We start from the raw sequence: 17,781 nt of genomic DNA on the forward strand, positions 1-17,781 counted from the left end.
GCGGTTGCTCGACATGGCTGACCCAATGCACCCTGGAACGCGCAACATCAGATCGTGTATCGCTTATAGGCTTCGCGCAGGAATTGCTTGCCTTTCTCGGTCAGGTGCGATGCGTCAACGAATGCGGAAAACGAGCCGGCCTGATCCCGCATATTGCCGAGTTGGTCGATCATCTCTTTGCTCCCGAACACGACATGAAAACGCTCGCCAGCGGGCAGCCACACACAAAGCGGACCAAATGAGAACTCCAGGATGACGTCCTCATGGAAAACTTGAAAAAGATCGTCCCATGCGCGAACCGGTTCGATGCTGGTGGTTTTCTCCGGCCGCTTGCCGAACTCGGCATGGAAGATACTGACGGACCTTCCGGGGGAGCCAGCAATCCCTGCCAGGACAAGGAACGCGGCCCTGTCGAGAACATCAGGCAATATCTGAGCTTTGAACCCACGCGCCAGAAGGAATGCAGGGCGCAGAAGGCGCTTTTCATCGAGCGCGTCATCAAAAAGCGTAGCCAATGTATTGCACCATACATTCTTGACAGGGTTTGTCGCACAACTTCCGCAGACCGTCCCAAAACCCTTGAGCCGATTCCTGATGTGGTTGGTGCATGGTAAGCCAAGCTCATAACCATCTGCCCGAAGAGTTTTGGGACGGTCTGCCTGATTAACGCACCGCGGCGCTTCGGCCAATTAACTTTGTATAGTCCGATCGGCCCAGCGATCGAGATGCAGGTCGCGGAATTCGGAGATTGAAGCAAGACCACTCTGATCGACAAGTTTGCTCAGATCCGAAACGATCCTGCCCGGCAATGCCGGTCCGCCATATATCAGGCTCGTATAGAGCTGGACCAGATCGGCACCGGCGCGCATTTTTTCGAGCACTGTTTCTGCCGAATCCACGCCGCCAACGCCGATAATCGCGACTTTCGGCCCAAGCAATTTGCGCATTTTCGCCAAAACGATGGTCGAGCGCTCGAAAAGCGGTTTGCCGGAAAGCCCGCCCGTTTCGCCGGTATGCGTAGCACTGCGCAATCCGGTGCGGGAAATGGTTGTATTTGAAACTATCACCCCGTCGACGCCCTTTTCCAGAACCTCGGCGGCGATGTCTTCCAGTTCGGCCTCGACGAGATCGGGCGCGATTTTCAGGAAAACCGGCACGTTGACCCCGGTTTGCGCACGCGCTGCGAGGCTGCGCGAAAGAAGTTCGGCAAGGCTTTCGCGCGCCTGCATCGTGCGCAGGCCGGGCGTGTTGGGCGACGAGATGTTGATCGTCAGATAGGAGGCGTATTTTGCGAAGCGGCTGACGCCTGCCTCGTAATCCGCGATGCGATCAGTGCTGTCCTTGTTCGCGCCGACATTGACGCCGACGATGCCGCTGCGGCCCTTGCGTGCCTCAAGGCGTTGTTCGCAGGCAGCGTGTCCTTCATTGTTGAAGCCAAGCCGGTTGATAACGGCATCGTCTTCGACAAGCCGGAAAATACGCGGCTTCGGGTTGCCCGGCTGCGCGAGCGGCGTGACCGTGCCGATTTCGGTAAAGCCGAAACCGAGCTTCAAGAGCGCATCCGGCACTTCGCCATTCTTGTCGTAGCCTGCGGCCATACCGAGCGGGTTCTGAAAATTCAGCCCGCAAAGCTGAACGTTTAGACGCGCATCCTGAGATGCGCGATGAAAGCCGACCGGCGCACCGCAACGCAGTGCCGCAATCGACATGCCATGCGCGGTTTCAGGATCGAGGGTGAAAAGCGCCTTGCGCCCGATACGCTCGAAAAAATTCATGCGGCCTCCAGCAGCGGGAGTTCATGTTTGCCCGAAGGCCCGACGGGTAGGGGCTTTACCCATTTCACCGCCGCGAGATCGAGCGGCGCATAAAGATGCGGGAAAAGCGCACCGCCGCGCGACGGCTCGTATTTCAGCGCTTCGCCAAGCTTTGCCGTATCGATGGCCACGAGCAGCAGACCGGCCTGACCGGCGAAATGCTTTGCTGCCGTTTCGGCAACCTGATCGGCAGTCGAAAAATGAATATAACCATCAGCCAGATCGACCGGCGCGCCCGTAAATTTTCCGGACTTTTCCGCCTCGCGCCAAAGCGCCTCAGGACTTATCTTGTAAATCGTGGAATGCATGATTGCGGTATAGGCGCAAAGCCTTGTGCGGAAAAGAGCAGTGCCGCAAATCGCACAGCCCTTTGCAATTCAAACTTCTGGCACAAATATCAGGCATCATGGTCTTCAAGTTCAAATCATGGAGGGTTTACCATGCGCTATTCCCGGATCGCCGCCTCTTCGGTTCTCATTCTCGGGCTGACGGGAATTGCAAATGCACAGGGGCCCGAGCGCTATCGGCTCGAAAAGACCGACAACGGCTATGTGCGCATGGACACGAAAACCGGCGCGATGTCGATTTGCGAGGAGCGTTCCGGCCAGCTTGTTTGCAAGCTCGCAGCCGATGAGCGGGTCGCCATGCAGGACGAGATCGAGCGGCTTCAATCCAGTCTGAAATCCGTCGAGGAGCGGGTTACGAAGCTTGAAGGCTCGTTGCCTGCCCGGATTGATTCTGCTTTGCCGACTGAGGAGGACTTCGAAAAATCGCTCGGCTATATGGAGCGCTTCTTCCGCCGCTTCATGGGCATCGCCAAGGATATGGAAAATGAGGACCAAAATCCTCCGCCCGTGGCACCCAATTCGGATAAAACATAACGGATTGAGGGGAAAACACGCAACTTAATGCCTCTTTTGCAGGAATGCAGGCTTTGCGCTTGAAAAGCCCGTGCTTGACCGCATAATTGCGCGAAAGTTCGGGCGGGCTCTAATGCCGCGCCCCGAAACTGAGGGAGGGGTATTTGGCGTCTGGCCACAAATTCGTGATCGCCGACGACCATCCGCTTTTTCGTGGCGCGCTGAAGCAGGCGCTCGATGGCATTGCAGGTGGCACGACAATTCTCGAAGCGGGCGATTTCGAAAGCACGAAGGCCCTCGTTGGCGCGAACAGCGACATCGACCTCCTGCTTCTCGATCTTTCCATGCCGGGTGCGAGCGGCCTTTCGGGGCTGGTTTCGCTGCGGGGCATCGATGCGTCGCTGCCGATGATCGTCGTTTCCGCACATGACGATGTCCAGACGATAAGACGCGCGCTGGAACTCGGCGCGTCCGGCTTCATCTCGAAATCCGCCAGCATGGAACACATCAGGGATGCCGTCGAAACCGTGCTTGCCGGTGGTATTACTGCGCCGGTCGGCATGGATCTGGGCACCGAAAACGACCCTGAGATTTCCGACCTCATCAAACGGCTTCAATCGCTGACGCCGCAGCAGACTCGCGTTCTGGGCATGATCGCGGAAGGTCTTCTGAACAAGCAGATCGCCTATGATCTCGGTGTCTCCGAAGCCACCATCAAGGCGCATGTGTCGGCCGTGCTGCAAAAGCTCGGCGTGGACAGCCGCACGCAGGCGGTCATTCTTCTGGCCAAGATTGGCAACGAGCCGCTGTCGGCTGGCTAGAGTCTTTCATAGAAAAGCTGGCGGGACAGCGCGCCCCTCTGTCCTGCCGGACATCTCCCCCACAGGTGGGGAGATTGGCTGACACAACCCTCCGCCTCTTCATTCTGCAACGTCAGTGATTGGCGCCGCGCGTTCATGAAGGGATAATCTCCCCACCCGTGGGGGAGATGTCCGGCAGGACAGAGGGGGCGCCTCGCGATTCCGTCAAAAAAGAACCGCTCTGACTATTCCGCGGCAGGCGCCATGCGCTGCATCCGCGTCATGATCGAGCGGAGGATGGCGGGCTTCACCGGCTTGTTCGTGACCGGCACATCGATCAGCGTGGCAGCCGCGCGCACTTCCGTCGTGCGGTCGGCGGTAATCAGCACCGCAGGCAGATGATCGCCATGCAATTCGCGAACCGCGGTGATTGCATCGAGGCCGGTTTCGCCGTCCAGATGGTAGTCGGCCAGAATGATGTCGGGGCGGCTCGAATGGTTGCCGTTGCTCTGAATATAGGCTGCCGAGCCGGTATAGGTTTTCACTGTGCAGCCCCAGCCTTCGAGCAGCAGGCGCATGCCTTCCAGAATGCGCGTGTCATTGTCGATGCAGGCGACGTTCATGCCGCTGAGCGCGCGAAGGCCCGGAATTGCGGTCTTCAAATCTTCAACGAGTTGCGGCTGGATCGCGGGTCTGTGCGCAAGAAGCACGGAAAAGCGCGTGCCATTGCCGCGCCCGGAATCGATCTGGATTTCAAGTCGCAGAACGCGGGCGATGCGATCGACGATCGACAGGCCGAGGCCAAGCCCTTGCGCCTCGCGCGCACCTTCGTCCAGCCGCAGGAATTCGGTGAAGACGGTGTTCAGCTTGTCGGTCGGAATGCCGATGCCGGTGTCGAATATCTGTATTTCCGCCAGATCGCCGCGACGGCGCACACCGACAAGAACGCGGCCTGTCCGCGTGTATTTTATCGCGTTTGAAACGAGATTCTGGATGAGGCGGCGCAGCAGATTGCGGTCCGTCTCGACGGTCAGCGACGAAGGTACGATGATGAGTTCCAGCTTCTTTTCCGCCGCCAGAGGCTGAAAATCGGTGGCGATCTGGCGAAGCAGACTGTCGAGCCGGAAAACGCTGGGCGAGGGTTTCATCGCGCCCGCATCGAGACGGGAAATGTCGAGCACGGCGCCAAGGATCGTCTCGACCGATTCCAATGAAGATTCGATATTTTCGGCTGCCTCGCCAGCCATGCCGCCCGGCATTTTCTCGATCAGCGACGAGCAATAGAGTCGCGCCGCGTTCAGCGGCTGGAGGATGTCGTGACCGGCAGCGGCCAGAAAGCGCGTCTTGCCGAGATTGGCTTCCTCGGCCAGCATCTGCGCCATCGCCAGCTCTTCATTGACGAGGGTCAGTTCGGCGGTACGGCTGCGCACGCGCTGTTCCAGCGATTCATTGGCGCGCTTCAGCGCGAGATCGGCTTCGACGCGCGCCGAAATATCCGCATAGGTGGCGACGATGCCGCCATCCGGCATCGAGTTGGAGCGCAATTCGAGAATACGACCACTGGTCAGAAGCTCCATCTGCCAGGCCTCGCCGAAATTCGCCATGCGATTCAGCGTGGTCATATGGGTTTCGCTGGAAATGTCGCCGCGCGCTTCGAGATAGGACAGGATCTGATCGAGCGAAACGCCGACCTGTCCCATTGAATCCGGCAATTCGAAAAGCATCCGGTACTGCCTGTTCCAGCAGGTCAGGCGGAAATCCCGGTCGAAAACCGTAATGCCCTGTTCCATCTGGTCGAGCGCGATCTGCAACAGATCGCGATTGTGCTGCAGCGCTTCGGTTGCGTCGTCGAGAAGCCGGAATGCATCTTTCGAGGCGCTGTCATGGCGCTGGAATAGCAGGGAAAGCACGAGCCGCGCCGAGGACGAGCCGACGGCGCTGGCCAGAAGTTGCTCGGAAAAGCGGATGACATCCATGCTGGCCTGCTCTGTGCCGACCAGCGCCAGATTGTTTTCGGTCTCAAAAGTCTGGAAGGAGCGCTCGGTGCGCTCGACGCCGAGATAGCGCGAGATCGTGTCTTTCAGATCGTTGACGGTGATAGCTGTGCGGAAGCGCTTGAGACTCGGCATCGGGCTTGCGTCGCGCGGCACGAAAATCGCCGCCTGAATGCGCTCCAGCGGCTTTGCGGCGCGCGACAGTGAGCCGAAAATATAAAACAGCATGTTCATGGAGAGACTCCACAAAACGCCGTGGTTGAGCGGTTCGCCGATCGTGCCGAACAGCGCCTGCGGTATCAGCGCGCTTATGCCGAACGGGCCTTCGGTTACGAATTGCGTGCCGGGCGGAACCAGTGAGGGGATGAGCAGCGTGTAAGCCCAGACCAGAATGCCCGCCGTCATGCCAAGTGCGGCACCGCGCGCATTCGCGCCGCGCCAGATAAGCCCGCCGATGAAGGCCGGGGCGAACTGCGCGATTGCCGCAAAGGACATCAGGCCGATGGCTGACAGCCGCGCATTGTTGGTGCTTTCGCGGTAGTAGAGAAACGCCGCGAACAGGATAATGAAGATCGACGCGCGGCGGACATTGAGGATCAGCGTCGACCAATCTTCGTCTTTTGAGGCGCGATTGCGCAGAAGACGCCGCACGAAAAGCGGAATGACCAGATCGTTGGAAATCATGATCGACAGTGCCACGCTGGCAACGATGACCATTGCCGTTGCCGCCGAAAGCCCGCCGATGAAGGCGGCCATTGCAAGCAGATCCTGCCCGTTCAGCAGCGGAAGCGAAAGCACGTAGAGATCGCTGCTCGTCCGGTCGCCGACCTGCACCAGCCCGGCAAAGGCGATGGGCAGCACGAACAGATTGATCGCGACGAGATAGAGCGGAAACACCCATGTCGCGGTGCGCAATTCGCTTTCGTGGCGGTTTTCGACGATCAGTACGTAGAACTGGCGCGGCAGCATGATGATCGCAAAACCGCTGATGACGGTCAGAACCAGCCATGTACCAAGCGATGTCTGGCCCTGCATCGCCGCCTGCACCTGCGGATTGGCAGCAAGCGTATCGACCATCTCGCCAAACCCGCCGAACAGGAAAAACGTCACCGCGAGGCCGACCGCGAGAAACGCCGCAAGCTTGACGATGGATTCGATGGCGACCGCCAGAACCAGCCCGTCCTGATGCTCCGTAGCATCGGCGTGGCGCGTACCGAACAAGACGGCAAACAGCGCCAGAAGCATCGCCACGACCAGTGAAATGTCGCTGACGAAAGGATCGAAGGAAAGCGGTGAGCCGCTGTAATGTTCGACCATCAGGCTGACCGACCCGGAAATCGCCCTTAGCTGCAAGGCGATATAGGGGACCGCGCCGACTGTCGCGATGAGCGTCGCGATGGAAGCGACCGCAAAGCTCTTGCCGTAGCGCGCGCCGAGAAAATCGGCGATGGAGGTGATCTTTTCGGCCTTGGCGAGTTTCACGATGCGACGAAGCAGCGGAAAGCAGAACAGGAAGACCAGAACCGGGCCAATATAAATACCGAGGAATTCGGGCCCGCGCTCTGCTGCCAGCCCGACCGAGCCGAAGAATGTCCAGGACGTACAATAGATCGCCAGGCTGAACGCGTAGATATAGGGCCTGGGCCGTGCCGCATCTCCGCGCGCGCTGACACGGTCGCCGATGCTTGCAATGGCAAACAGCAGCGTCACATAGGCGACGGCTATGAAGACGATAAAAAGACCCTGCACCCGGCGTTCATCCCTCCCTGCGTGCGAAAAATGCAATCACAGCTTGGACGCCATGTCTATGATCCGAAGGTAATAGCAGTTCGTAACGCGATGTTTTCCCGTTTTGATTGCGCGACTTTTTGATATGGTGAGTCGAGGCAGGCTGAATATTCGGCCTGACGGGGGACGATCATCAGAAGGAGAGGGTCTTTCTATGCTTAAAGAGTTTCAGGAATTTATCTCCAGAGGCAACGTCATGGACCTTGCCGTCGGCGTCATTATCGGCGCGGCGTTCGGCAAGATCGTCGACTCGCTGGTCAACGACATCATGATGCCAATCGTCGGCGCGATTTTCGGCGGATTGGACTTCAACAACTACTTTTTTGCGCTGTCTTCGACGGTTACGGCAACGTCGCTGGCGGAAGCGAAGACGCAGGGCGCGGTGCTCGCTTACGGCAGCTTCATCACCGTGGCGATCAACTTCGTGATCCTCGCCTGGATCATCTTCCTGATGGTCAAGGGCGTGAACACCATGCGCCGCCGCCTGATCGCTCAGAAACCTGTCGAGCCTTCCGCGCCTCCGGCAGATGTCGCACTTTTGACGGAAATCCGCGATCTTCTCGCAAAGCGCTAAAAGCGGATGCAAACACTGCAAGACCCGGCTGTTTCGGTCGGGTTTTGCCATTTTTGGGTGGGATTTAAATGACTTTGTTTGAAAATTTGCGCTTTGAGGCGCGTCTTGCGCCGGAAAGCGGCATCGTTGCGGTGGCAAATTACGGCCGCAACCGTGAAGGCCTGATCCCGCTCTGGGCGGGCGAGGGCGATCTTCCGACCCCGGATTTCATTGCAGATGCCGCCTCGCGGGCGCTGGCTGGCGGCGAAACCTTCTACACCTATCAGCGCGGCATCCCCGATCTTCGCGATGCACTCGCGCGCTATCATCAACGTCATTTCGGCAAGAGTTTTTCGGCCGAAGAATTCATCGTGACGGGTGGCGGCATGCAGGCTATCCAGCTTGCGCTTCAGGCGACTGCGGGTGCCGGCAGCGAAGTCATCTATTTCTCGCCAGCCTGGCCGAATTTCGCGGGCGCAGCAGGCATTGCAGGCACAAAGCCCATTGCCGTCGAATTGGACCAATCCGACAATGGCTGGACGCTCGACGTCGAAAAGGTCGAGGCTGCGATTACGGAAAATACGCGTGCGATCTTCGTGAACACGCCGTCCAATCCGACCGGCTGGACCGCCGACCGCGAAACGCTGCAGGGTCTGCTCGACCTGGCGCGCCGCAAGAATCTCTGGATCGTGGCCGATGAGATTTATTCGCTGTTCTACTACGATGCCGGGCGCGCGCCGTCCTTCATCGACATTATGGAAGACGAGGATCGCATCATCTTCGTGAATACGTTTTCCAAGAATTGGGCAATGACGGGCTGGCGCATCGGCTGGCTGAAAGTACATCCGTCGCTGCAGCAGACATTTGAGAATCTGGTGCAATATTCCACATCGGGTGTGGCGCAGTTCATGCAGCGCGGGGCGATAGCTGCGTTGGATCACGGCGAGGAATTTCTCGTTTCGCAGATCGAGCGGGCCAGACAGGCGCGCGACATAATCTGCGGCGCTTTGGCGGATACCGGCCGCGCGCAATTCAGCGTGCCGCAGGGCGCATTCTATCTGTTTTTCTCGGTGGACGGCGTGAAGGATTCCCGGAAGGCAGCATTCGAGATCGTTGATAAAGCGAATGTGGGATTGGCGCCGGGAACGGCATTTGGCAAAGGCGGCGAGGCCTATTTCAGGCTGTGCTTCCATCGCAGGCTGGATCAGATCGAGGAAGCGGCGGGCAGGCTTGCGGAGTGGGCGAGTAGGGTGTGATTGGGTTAGGCAGCGCTCCGTCCAACACCCCTCTCTGTCCTGCCGGACATCTCTCCCACAAGGGGAGAGATTAGACTTCAGGTCGATTTTCGCTGATCATCGTCATCCATCCGCCAACGATAGCGGCCAGCTATTCTCTCCCCTTGTGGGAGAGATGTCCGGCAGGACAGAGAGGGGTGCTGGACGGAACGCTACCGTGAAAGGCTAGCTCACCCGCCCGACTTAGGCACCAGCAACGGAATAATACGATCCGTTTTCGCAACCGCCGGTTTGCCGGTCGTGTTGTAGGGAATGCCAAGCGCATCCCATGTTTCCACCAGCGCTTCGCGCAGCGTTTCGATCAGCGCGTCATCATGGAAAGGCGTCGGCGTGATGCGCAGACGCTCCGTGCCGCGCGGCACGGTCGGGTAGTTGATCGGCTGGATGTAGATGCCGTGAACACCGAGCAGGCGGTCGCTGGCCATTTTGCAAAGCTCGGGATCGCCGACCAGAACCGGCACGATATGCGTCTCGGACGGCATGACCGGAAGCCCTGCCGACGAAAGCACGTCCTTGGTGCGCGCTGCCTGGCTCTGCTGCGCGTCGCGTTCGCTCTGCGAGGTCTTCAAATGACGGATCGAGGCAGTTGCAGCGGCAGCGATTGCCGGTGGCAGGGCAGTCGTGAAGATGAAGCCCGGCGCGTAGGAGCGCACGGCGTCGATGATCGTGGATGAGCCGGTGATATAGCCGCCCAGCGTGCCATACGCCTTGGCAAGCGTGCCTTCGATGATGTCGATGCGGTCTGCCAGGCCTTCGCGCTCGGTGATGCCGCCGCCGCGCGGGCCGTACATGCCGACAGCGTGGACCTCGTCGATATAGGTCATTGCGTTGTATTTGTCGGCCAGATCGGCGATTTGCCTGATCGGCGCGATGTCGCCATCCATCGAATAGACGCTTTCGAAGACGATCAGCTTGGCGCGTTCGCGGCCTGCCTGCTGCAGCAGGCTTTCAAGATGGGCGACGTCATTGTGCCGGAAAATCTTCTTTTCCGCGCCGGAGCGGCGCACGCCCTCGATCATCGAGGAATGGTTGAGCTCGTCGGAAAGAATGAGGCAGTTCGGCAGAAGCTTGGCGATGGTCGAGATAGAAGCTTCGTTGGAAACGAAACCGGAGGTGAAGACCAGTCCCGATTCCTTGCCGTGCAGATCGGCCAGTTCCTGCTCTAGTTGAACGAGCGGATTGCTGGTGCCGGAAATGTTGCGCGTGCCGCCAGCACCGGAGCCCATGCGGCCTGCGGCCTCCGTCATCGCGCCGATGACATCGGGGTGCTGGCCCATGCCGAGATAATCATTGGAGCACCAGACGGTGATTTCCTCTGCGCGGCCTTCCGATCTCCAGATGGCGCGCGGAAAGGAACCGACAATTCGCTCCAGATCAGCGAAAACTCGGTAGCGGCGTTCGGCGTGGACCTGTTCAACGGCCTCTTCGAAGAAACGCTGGTAGTTCATTCTTACTTATATCCCGATTTTGGCCGGATAATAATAAGTGACCCTTTGTGCGTCTATGCCCCCCCGACGGTCAAAATGCCACGCCTCTTGGAGGAGCGACAGCCCCCGAATGCGGGGTAAACATTGAAATATACGGCCATATCTTTTGATAGCTCGGATTCTTCGTATTTTCTCAATAGTGTTTCAAAAAGCCAAGAGTGCAAACACGAAAGGTTTCCAATGACGGTTCTTGTAACGGGCGGCGCGGGCTATATCGGCAGCCACATGGTCTGGGAATTGCTCGATCAGGGCGAAAGTGTCGTGGTGCTCGACCGGCTGTCCACCGGTTTCGAATGGGCAGTGGCACCGGAGGCCAAGCTGATCGTTGGCGACGTGGCGGACAATGAGCAAGTCTCTGCGATCATTCGCGAGCACTCCGTCAACGCGATCATTCATTTCGCAGGCTCCATCGTCGTGCCGGAATCGGTTTCCGATCCGCTCGGCTATTATGAGAACAACACCTGCAAGAGCCGCGCGCTGATCGAGACGGCCATTCGCGAAAAAGTTCCGAACTTCATCTTTTCCTCGACTGCCGCGGTTTATGGCGCGGCGGGCCTTGAGCCGGTGCGCGAGGATGCGCGGCTGGCACCCGAATCGCCATACGGCCTTTCCAAGCTGATGACGGAATGGATGCTGCGCGATGCGGCCATTGCGCATCCCGATTTCCGCTACACGGCGCTGCGTTATTTCAACGTGGCGGGCGCCGACCCGAAAGGTCGCACCGGCCAATCCACGCCGGGCGCGACGCATCTGATCAAGGTCGCGAGCGAGACGGCACTCGGCAAACGAAATTCCATGCAGGTCTTCGGCGACGATTATCCGACGCCGGACGGCACCTGCGTACGCGATTATATCCATGTCAGCGATCTGGCCGCCGCGCATTGGCTGGCGCTGAAGCGTCTTCGCGATGGCGGCGAAAGTCTTGTGGCCAATTGCGGCTACAGCCATGGCTATTCGGTTCTCGAAGTCATCGAGAGTGTGAAGCGCGTGCATGGCCATGATTTCGACGTGCGCATGGGCGGCAGGCGTCCGGGCGATGCGGCCTCGGTCATTGCCAATTCCGATCTGGCGCGCGGCGAGCTGGGCTGGGCGCCGCAGCATGACGATCTTGATTCCATCGTGAAAGACGCGCTTTCATGGGAACATATCCTGAAGGGAAAGAACTCCGCACAGGCTTCCTGAGTGCGAAGTGGCCCTGCGGCATTGACATTGCCGCCCGGTTTCGGCCTATCTCCGCCGGTTCGAATTCAGGGTCTGGAGTTCAGATGAGCAGGATAGCGCTGACCGGCATTGCGCGAGATCTGGCCGCAAGGGCCGAGGCTGGAAAGCCGGTGCGCATAGGCGTGATCGGCTCCGGTGAGATGGGAACCGATCTGGTTACGCAGACGATGCTGATGCATGGCGTCGAGGTCAGCGCGATCTCGACCCGGCGTCCGCACACGGCGCGCGATGCGATCCGCATTGCCTATGGCGACGATGCAAAGGCGCGCGAGGCCGATACCGCCTCTAAAGTCACCGAGGCAATCGAGAGCGGCAAGATCGCCATCACCTCCAACGAATTGCTGGTCACCAACCCGCTGATCGAAGTCGTGATCGACGCCACCGGCAAGCCGGGCGTTGCAGCCGATTTCGACCTGATGGCGATGGAGCACGGCAAGCACCTCGTCATGATGAATGTCGAGGCGGACGTGACCATCGGCGCTTACCTGAAGAAAGAAGCCGACCGGCTGGGCGTGCTTTATTCGGTCGGCGCGGGTGATGAGCCGTCGAGCTGCATGGAGCTTATCGAGTTCGTTTCCGCGCTCGGTCTCGACATCGTCTCTGCCGGCAAAGGCAAGAACAACGCGCTGAACTGGGACGCCGTGCCCGACGATTATCGCGAAGAAGCGCTGCGGCGGAACATGAACCCGCGCATGCTGGTCGAATTCGTCGACGGGTCGAAAACCATGGTCGAAATGGCGGCAATCGCCAACGCGACCGGATTGATTCCCGACGTGCCGGGCATGCATGGGCCGAAGGCCGACCGCGACGATTTGGTGAAAGTGCTGATCCCGCGCGAGGATGGCGGCGTGCTCACCCGCAAGGGCGTGGTCGATTACACGATCGGCAAGGGCGTCGCGCCCGGCGTTTTCGTGATTGTAGAAGCCTCGCATCCACGCATCATCGAGCGCATGGACGATCTGCATATCGGCAAGGGGCCGTATTACAGCTTCTTCCGCCCGTACCATCTGACATCGCTTGAAGTGCCGCTGACGGCAGCGCGCATGGTGCTGCATGGCAAGGCCGACATGGTGCCGCTGTCGCGCCCCGTCGCCGAAGTCTGCGCGTTGGCAAAACGCGATCTGGCGGCGGGCGAGGTCTTCGATGAGATCGGCGAGACGTGCTACCGGTCGTGGACGATGACGGTTGGTGACGCCCGCGCGCAGTCGGCAGTGCCGGTGGGCTTGCTCGAGGGTGGCAAGGTGAAGGCTGCCGTTAAGAAGGGCGAGCTGATTACCTATGCGAATGCCGAGCCGGACCAGACGTCGAGGTTGACGGCGCTGCGTAAGCTTCAGGATGAGATGATCGCGGCGGGGTGAGTTTTAGAGCGCCGTTATTTGGCGGATTTGCTCTACGTTGCCCCCCTCTGTCCTGCCGGACATCTCCCCCACAGGTGGGGAGATCAGCCTTCATTTCTGATTTCGCCAATCTTCCGCGGTAGATGTTTAGCGCCGCGTAGGAACTGCTAATCTCCCCACCCGTGGGGGAGATGTCCGGCAGGACAGAGGGGGGCGCGAAGGAACTCGGCTTATCCTACTTCCCCAACTCCACCGACCTCAACCGCGCAGCCTCCACCGCCTCCGTCACCAGATTTTTCAGCCGATCACCGCCCATCAAAACCTCAAGCGCCGCAGCCGTTGTGCCATTCGGGCTCGTCACCTGCTTGCGCAAAGTGGCGGGTTCTTCATCGCTTTCGGCGGCAAGAGAAGCTGCCCCATAAACAGTCTGCATAGCCAGCAGCTTGGCGGTCTCGCTCGGCAATCCGGCCTTTTCGCCAGCCGCCGTCAGGCATTCGATGAAGTGGAAAATATAGGCGGGGCCGGAGCCGGAAACGGCGGTTACGGCATCCATCAACGCTTCGTCTTCAATGAAGGCGACTTCGCCGCTTGTGGCCAGAAGTTCCTCGACGAATTTTCTGGTCGTGTCCTTCACATGGCCGTTCGTGAAGCCGACCATCATGCCCTTGCCGATTGCCGCTGGCGTGTTCGGCATGACGCGGATGATCGGGGTTTTGTTTCCCAGAATCTCCGAGAAAGTCGAAACCGGCGTGCCTGCCGCGACGCTGACGAATGTCGTGGAACCATTGCCGAGAGCAGCATAGCTCTGCGTCACATCGCGGATGACTTGCGGTTTGACGGCAAGCACGACCAGAAGCGGTTCACCGGAAAGGCTGGACGCATCCGCGCCGACTGCGCAGCCAAGCTTCTCGGCGCGCGCGCGCAACTCCGCGTTCGGCTCCACAACAAGCACTTCGGATGGCTTGAGACTACCGGCTTTGAGCCAGCCGGCAAGCATCGCAAAACCCATATTGCCGCATCCGGCGAGCACAACTTTCAAACTCATATAGCCAGTCTCCATTTGGAGCTTGAATAGACCTTGGCGGAACGCCGGGGAAGGGTCAGCCGCGCGCAATCTTTTTGGTGAAGGCGTTGGTGAAGGTCACGCTGCCCTTGTCGTCGCCCGCTTCGCCCAGCACGACATCCATCGTGTCGCTGCCAATGTGGATCATCGCGAAGCCGCCCATGAAGGCCGCCTTGGGTTTGAAAACATCGAAACCTTCATGCTGGTAGACCATGGGCGTCGGGTGTTCGTGCCCGTGGCAAATGCCGATAATATTGTAGCCCTGCAAGGCGGCGAGCAGCGCCTGCTGCTCCTCCGGGCTCCACCAATGCGGCGCGCCGTCGCCCTGATGGTCGAATGTGTGGGTCGTCGTATTCCAGCGCTCGATGGAGAAATCGTCCCAGCCATAATGCTGGAAAAGGATCACCGGTCGCCCATCCCCGGCATAATCCTTCAGATCCTGCTTGAGCCAGTCGAGGCCGCTTATCGCGTCCTTGCGCGTATCGCCGCCGAAACGCTGCAACTGGATGAGATGCAGCCCGCCCCAATCCCACGAATAATTGTCGGAATCGACGTCGTAATTCGTGGCCGGGATCGGCGGTTTGAAAAACACGCTCGGCCGATGATTGATCTCGACATAATCGCGCATTTCGCGGCGATACCAATCCTGATGCGGCGGCGGGCCGTCTTGGTCGAGATCGTGATTGCCAAGTCCCTCATAGACGGGAAAGTGGATGTGGTCCGGCCCGGTTCCTTGCTGATAGCGGCGGCTGAATTGCATGAGCTGCGTGCCTTCGCCGGGCTGCGCAACCTGTCCGCCGCCATCGTCGGTCATGTCGCCGCCGATCACCAGACCGAGCGGCCGTTGGATGCTTTTTCCGGCATTAACGAGGTTGCTCGGCTTGCCATCGATCATCGCGGGCCATTGCTGGTCGGGAAGGCCGTTCAGCGCGGTGATGTGACGAAGCAAATTCGCATCCGTCTTGCCTTCCTCTTCGCATTTAGGGCTGAGGCCTTCGCCCATTCGGCAGGCGTGAATGTCGTTGGTGAAGAGGAATGTCGCATCGATCGGCGCGCGCTCCGTGTCCTGCTGGGCGAAGCTTTTCGGCACAAAGCCAAGCAGGCCCACGCCAAGCGAAGCCTTCAGCACAAAGCGCCGTGAAAACACGCCACGCAAAGGATTTCCTCCATCCTGATCAATATTCAAGAATGGCTGCATATCTGCGCAATCGCAAGAGATCAGGCTGGCTGTCGGGCCTTTATGGGAAAGCGCGCGGCAAGGCGCAGGCCGAATATGCTGAAGACGAAAAACAGCCAGACGGGATCGGCGCGGCGGAAGAAAAAGCTTTCCAGAAACGCGTTGAGCGCGGTGAAAAGCAGGATCATCATGAAGAAATCACCGAGATAGACATTCTCCTTGCGCATCGGAATGCTCATGAAATCGCGCTGGGGAACGATGAGAAAGGTGACGATTGCGGTGAGAAGTGCGGGTATGCCCATCGCAACGGCAATGTCGAGATAGCCATTATGGCCATGCACGATATTGCGCACGTCCCATGGCCGGTCGAAGGGCTGCGGCATGGAAAGAAGCAGCGGCGAGCCCCAGAAATTCTCCAGCCCGTAGCCCATCCATGGACGCCGCGCGATGAAATCGCCCGCAAACTCCCAGATCGTCGTACGCCCGGTAAAGGTCGGGTCTGAGAAATTGGCGAGCGCGAATTCCTTCATGGGTTCGATGAACACGCTGCCCAGTGTGGCCAGCGCGGTAACGATCAAGGCGAGCGAGAAGACGATTGGCGTCAGTATCCGCACGCCGCAGATGCCCGGCAGGGCGACGACGAGAATGGACACCGGCACGAGCGCGGCGGTCGTTTTCGAACCCGTATGGACCATGAAAAACATGGCCATCAGGAAAAGTAGCGAACCAGAAATACGCCAGCCGCGGCGGAAAAGATAAAGCCCGCCAAAGCTCAGGCAGGCCATGATCGGCCCCGCGATGTTCTTATGCGTGAACACGCCGCGCCACAGCCCCGCATGCTGCGGTTCCGTGCCAGCCGTCGTGTGGATCGCCTCGTTCGGGAAGGCGGCCAGCCCGAAATAACAGAGGGTCAGCACGATAAAGCCGGATGTGGCGATGACCGTCGAAAATGAGTCTGCATCGCGCGGCACGACGAGAACGGCAGTCATTGCCAGCATGCCGATCAGCGTGAAGGCGACCGCGCGCAGAGAGCCTGACGGGTCAGGCGTGTTGAGCGCGGAAAGCACGAAAAAGCCGAGCATAATCAGCCAGGGCAGACTGATAAGCGCGGGCAGAACGCGCCGGTCGGCATAGGAGGCGAGCGCGAAGATGGAGAGGATACCGAGCGAACCGAAACCGAGCTGGTTTACGACATCGCCGCCGGTGGAAAGCGCGCCCATCGGCTGGAACGGGCGAAACGAAATCATGACCACGGTAAGCAGTATCGTGGCGATCGCGGTCGCAACGGCTGAGCGTGAGAAAACGCTGAAGACGGATCGGCGTTCAGTTCTTTTCAGGCTGGCGGTATTGCTCATTGGCATATCCGAATTCGGCCAGCACACGGCCCAAAGCCACGTAGATGGGATAAAGCGCGTTCGTCAAGGAACCCGTTCGCGCAAGACGCATCACGGCGCGAACTGGCGAGGCCGCAAGCAGCGCCAGGCTTTTCAGAAAAACCCGCATACCGGCGAAAGGCGTGCCGGCACGGCGCTTCTTTTCGACCAGCGTCGAAATCACGCCGTTGCGCAGCGATCTGGCGCGTATCCAGTCCGCCTCGACGCGGCGCGCAGGCACTGTTTCATAGACCGGAGCCTCAGTGCACCAAGCGAGCTTAAAGCCCTTTTGGGACGAGCGGCTCAAGAAATCGGAATCGCCGCCGCCCATGAAATTGAACCGCAGATCGAGATAGGGCGCACCCATCGCGTTCAGCACATGACGGCCGATCAGCAGATTTCCCGACGAATAAAGCGCGCGAACTATCCCGCTTTCCGTGTAGGGCGGCGCGAAAACGGGATGCGTGGCCCATTTTTCGTGAGATTTTTCGGCAAAAACCGGAATTTGCGGCCCGCCTACAATATCCGCGCCCAGCGTCTCGGCTGTCGTGCACATTCGTTCCAGCCATAGCTCATCGGCGAGTTCGTCATCGTCGATCACCAGCAGGTGACGAAAGTTCGGGAAGTGCAGGACCGCCGTCTGCCAGCCCGCATTGTAGGCGCTGCAATTGCCGCGTTCATGCGCGATGATAACCATCCCCGACAGCGCGGAGCGTTCGAAAACCGGGAGTGCGGCCGCCGCACCTTCGCGCTTTTCGTCCTCGTTTTCCATGACGATCACGGCAAAACGCCGCGCGGTCTTCTGGTTCTGAAGCGAATTCAGGGTGGCCAGAAGCTGTTCGGGACGGCGAAATGTCGGCACCGTCACAACGGCATCGATCGTCTCCGGCGCAAGATCGGGCGAGCGGCCGGCAAGGGAAATCGAATTGTCTGTCGGCGTGGAATTCATGCTTGCTTCCATGGATCGCCAAGGAGATTTAGCGGCTTGTCGATAAGGCTTCGTTAAACAGTTCTGCCGA

Annotated in this window: 15 protein-coding genes; 6 read left to right on the plus strand and 9 right to left on the minus strand. The window is 59.3% G+C overall.

Features of this window, described 5'->3' with window-relative positions:
* Window positions 1–47 precede the first annotated feature (47 nt).
* The 3 genes from ABFT80_RS18290 to ABFT80_RS18300 are packed head-to-tail and all read right to left on the minus strand — an operon-like array spanning window position 48 to window position 2,122.
* Window positions 48–689, minus strand: coding sequence for a hypothetical protein (locus ABFT80_RS18290; RefSeq protein ID WP_347973353.1), 642 nt, complete (start codon window positions 687–689; stop codon window positions 48–50).
* A complete protein-coding gene (locus tag ABFT80_RS18295; protein ID WP_347973354.1) occupies window positions 690–1,775 on the minus strand; it encodes a quinone-dependent dihydroorotate dehydrogenase in 1,086 nt (361 codons plus the stop codon).
* Window positions 1,772–2,122, minus strand: a complete 351-nt coding sequence (locus ABFT80_RS18300) for a DUF952 domain-containing protein (protein WP_347973355.1) — start codon at window positions 2,120–2,122, stop codon at window positions 1,772–1,774. Before ABFT80_RS18300 ends, ABFT80_RS18295 begins: the two co-directional genes overlap by 4 nt.
* Window positions 2,123–2,254: 132 nt before the next feature.
* Here ABFT80_RS18300 and ABFT80_RS18305 point away from each other — a divergent pair, with 132 nt between their 5' ends.
* Window positions 2,255–2,695, plus strand: coding sequence for a hypothetical protein (locus ABFT80_RS18305; RefSeq protein WP_347973356.1), 441 nt, complete (start codon window positions 2,255–2,257; stop codon window positions 2,693–2,695).
* 143 nt (window positions 2,696–2,838) lie between these two features.
* Window positions 2,839–3,495, plus strand: a complete 657-nt coding sequence (locus ABFT80_RS18310) for a response regulator transcription factor (protein ID WP_347973357.1) — start codon at window positions 2,839–2,841, stop codon at window positions 3,493–3,495.
* A gap of 224 nt (window positions 3,496–3,719) precedes the next feature.
* Here ABFT80_RS18310 and ABFT80_RS18315 read toward each other — a convergent pair whose 3' ends face one another.
* Entirely contained in the window at window positions 3,720–7,217 is a 3,498-nt protein-coding gene (locus tag ABFT80_RS18315; RefSeq protein ID WP_347973358.1) for a PAS domain-containing hybrid sensor histidine kinase/response regulator, read from the minus strand.
* Window positions 7,218–7,410: 193 nt separating this feature from the next.
* Here ABFT80_RS18315 and mscL point away from each other — a divergent pair, with 193 nt between their 5' ends.
* A complete protein-coding gene (mscL, locus tag ABFT80_RS18320; protein ID WP_347973359.1) occupies window positions 7,411–7,830 on the plus strand; it encodes a large conductance mechanosensitive channel protein MscL in 420 nt (139 codons plus the stop codon).
* A gap of 68 nt (window positions 7,831–7,898) precedes the next feature.
* On the plus strand, window positions 7,899–9,065 hold the full coding sequence (locus ABFT80_RS18325; RefSeq protein ID WP_347973360.1) for a pyridoxal phosphate-dependent aminotransferase: 1,167 nt from the start codon (window positions 7,899–7,901) through the stop codon (window positions 9,063–9,065).
* Window positions 9,066–9,274: 209 nt separating this feature from the next.
* Here the strand turns inward: ABFT80_RS18325 and hemA are convergent, their stop codons facing one another.
* Window positions 9,275–10,552 carry a 5-aminolevulinate synthase gene (gene hemA, locus ABFT80_RS18330; protein WP_347973361.1) on the minus strand — a complete coding sequence of 426 codons (1,278 nt, stop codon included), beginning with the start codon at window positions 10,550–10,552 and terminating at the stop codon, window positions 9,275–9,277.
* A 219-nt stretch (window positions 10,553–10,771) separates the two neighbouring features.
* On the opposite strand from hemA, the gene galE reads away from it, so the two are divergent.
* Together galE and ABFT80_RS18340 are read left to right on the plus strand one after the other, a co-directional pair.
* Window positions 10,772–11,773, plus strand: coding sequence for a UDP-glucose 4-epimerase GalE (gene galE / locus ABFT80_RS18335; RefSeq protein WP_347973362.1), 1,002 nt, complete (start codon window positions 10,772–10,774; stop codon window positions 11,771–11,773).
* An 83-nt stretch (window positions 11,774–11,856) separates the two neighbouring features.
* Entirely contained in the window at window positions 11,857–13,170 is a 1,314-nt protein-coding gene (locus ABFT80_RS18340; protein WP_347973363.1) for an NAD(P)H-dependent oxidoreductase, read from the plus strand.
* Between the two features lie 214 nt (window positions 13,171–13,384).
* On the opposite strand, the gene proC is transcribed toward ABFT80_RS18340, so the two are convergent.
* Genes proC through ABFT80_RS18360 form a run of 4 tightly spaced genes read right to left on the minus strand, consistent with a single transcriptional unit; the run spans window position 13,385 to window position 17,711 of the window.
* Complete coding sequence (proC, locus tag ABFT80_RS18345; protein ID WP_347973364.1) at window positions 13,385–14,194, minus strand: pyrroline-5-carboxylate reductase; 810 nt, start codon at window positions 14,192–14,194, stop codon at window positions 13,385–13,387.
* A 55-nt stretch (window positions 14,195–14,249) separates the two neighbouring features.
* Window positions 14,250–15,398: a metallophosphoesterase gene (locus ABFT80_RS18350; RefSeq protein ID WP_455189961.1), complete on the minus strand. Its 1,149-nt coding sequence runs from the start codon at window positions 15,396–15,398 to the stop codon at window positions 14,250–14,252.
* 32 nt (window positions 15,399–15,430) lie between these two features.
* Window positions 15,431–16,744, minus strand: coding sequence for an O-antigen ligase family protein (locus ABFT80_RS18355; RefSeq protein ID WP_347973365.1), 1,314 nt, complete (start codon window positions 16,742–16,744; stop codon window positions 15,431–15,433).
* Window positions 16,713–17,711, minus strand: coding sequence for a glycosyltransferase family 2 protein (locus tag ABFT80_RS18360; RefSeq protein WP_347973366.1), 999 nt, complete (start codon window positions 17,709–17,711; stop codon window positions 16,713–16,715). Before ABFT80_RS18360 ends, ABFT80_RS18355 begins: the two co-directional genes overlap by 32 nt.
* Window positions 17,712–17,781: the final 70 nt, after the last annotated feature.

It is taken from the genome of Foliimonas ilicis, from assembly GCF_039939195.1.
Classification (GTDB): domain Bacteria; phylum Pseudomonadota; class Alphaproteobacteria; order Rhizobiales; family Rhizobiaceae; genus Foliimonas; species Foliimonas ilicis.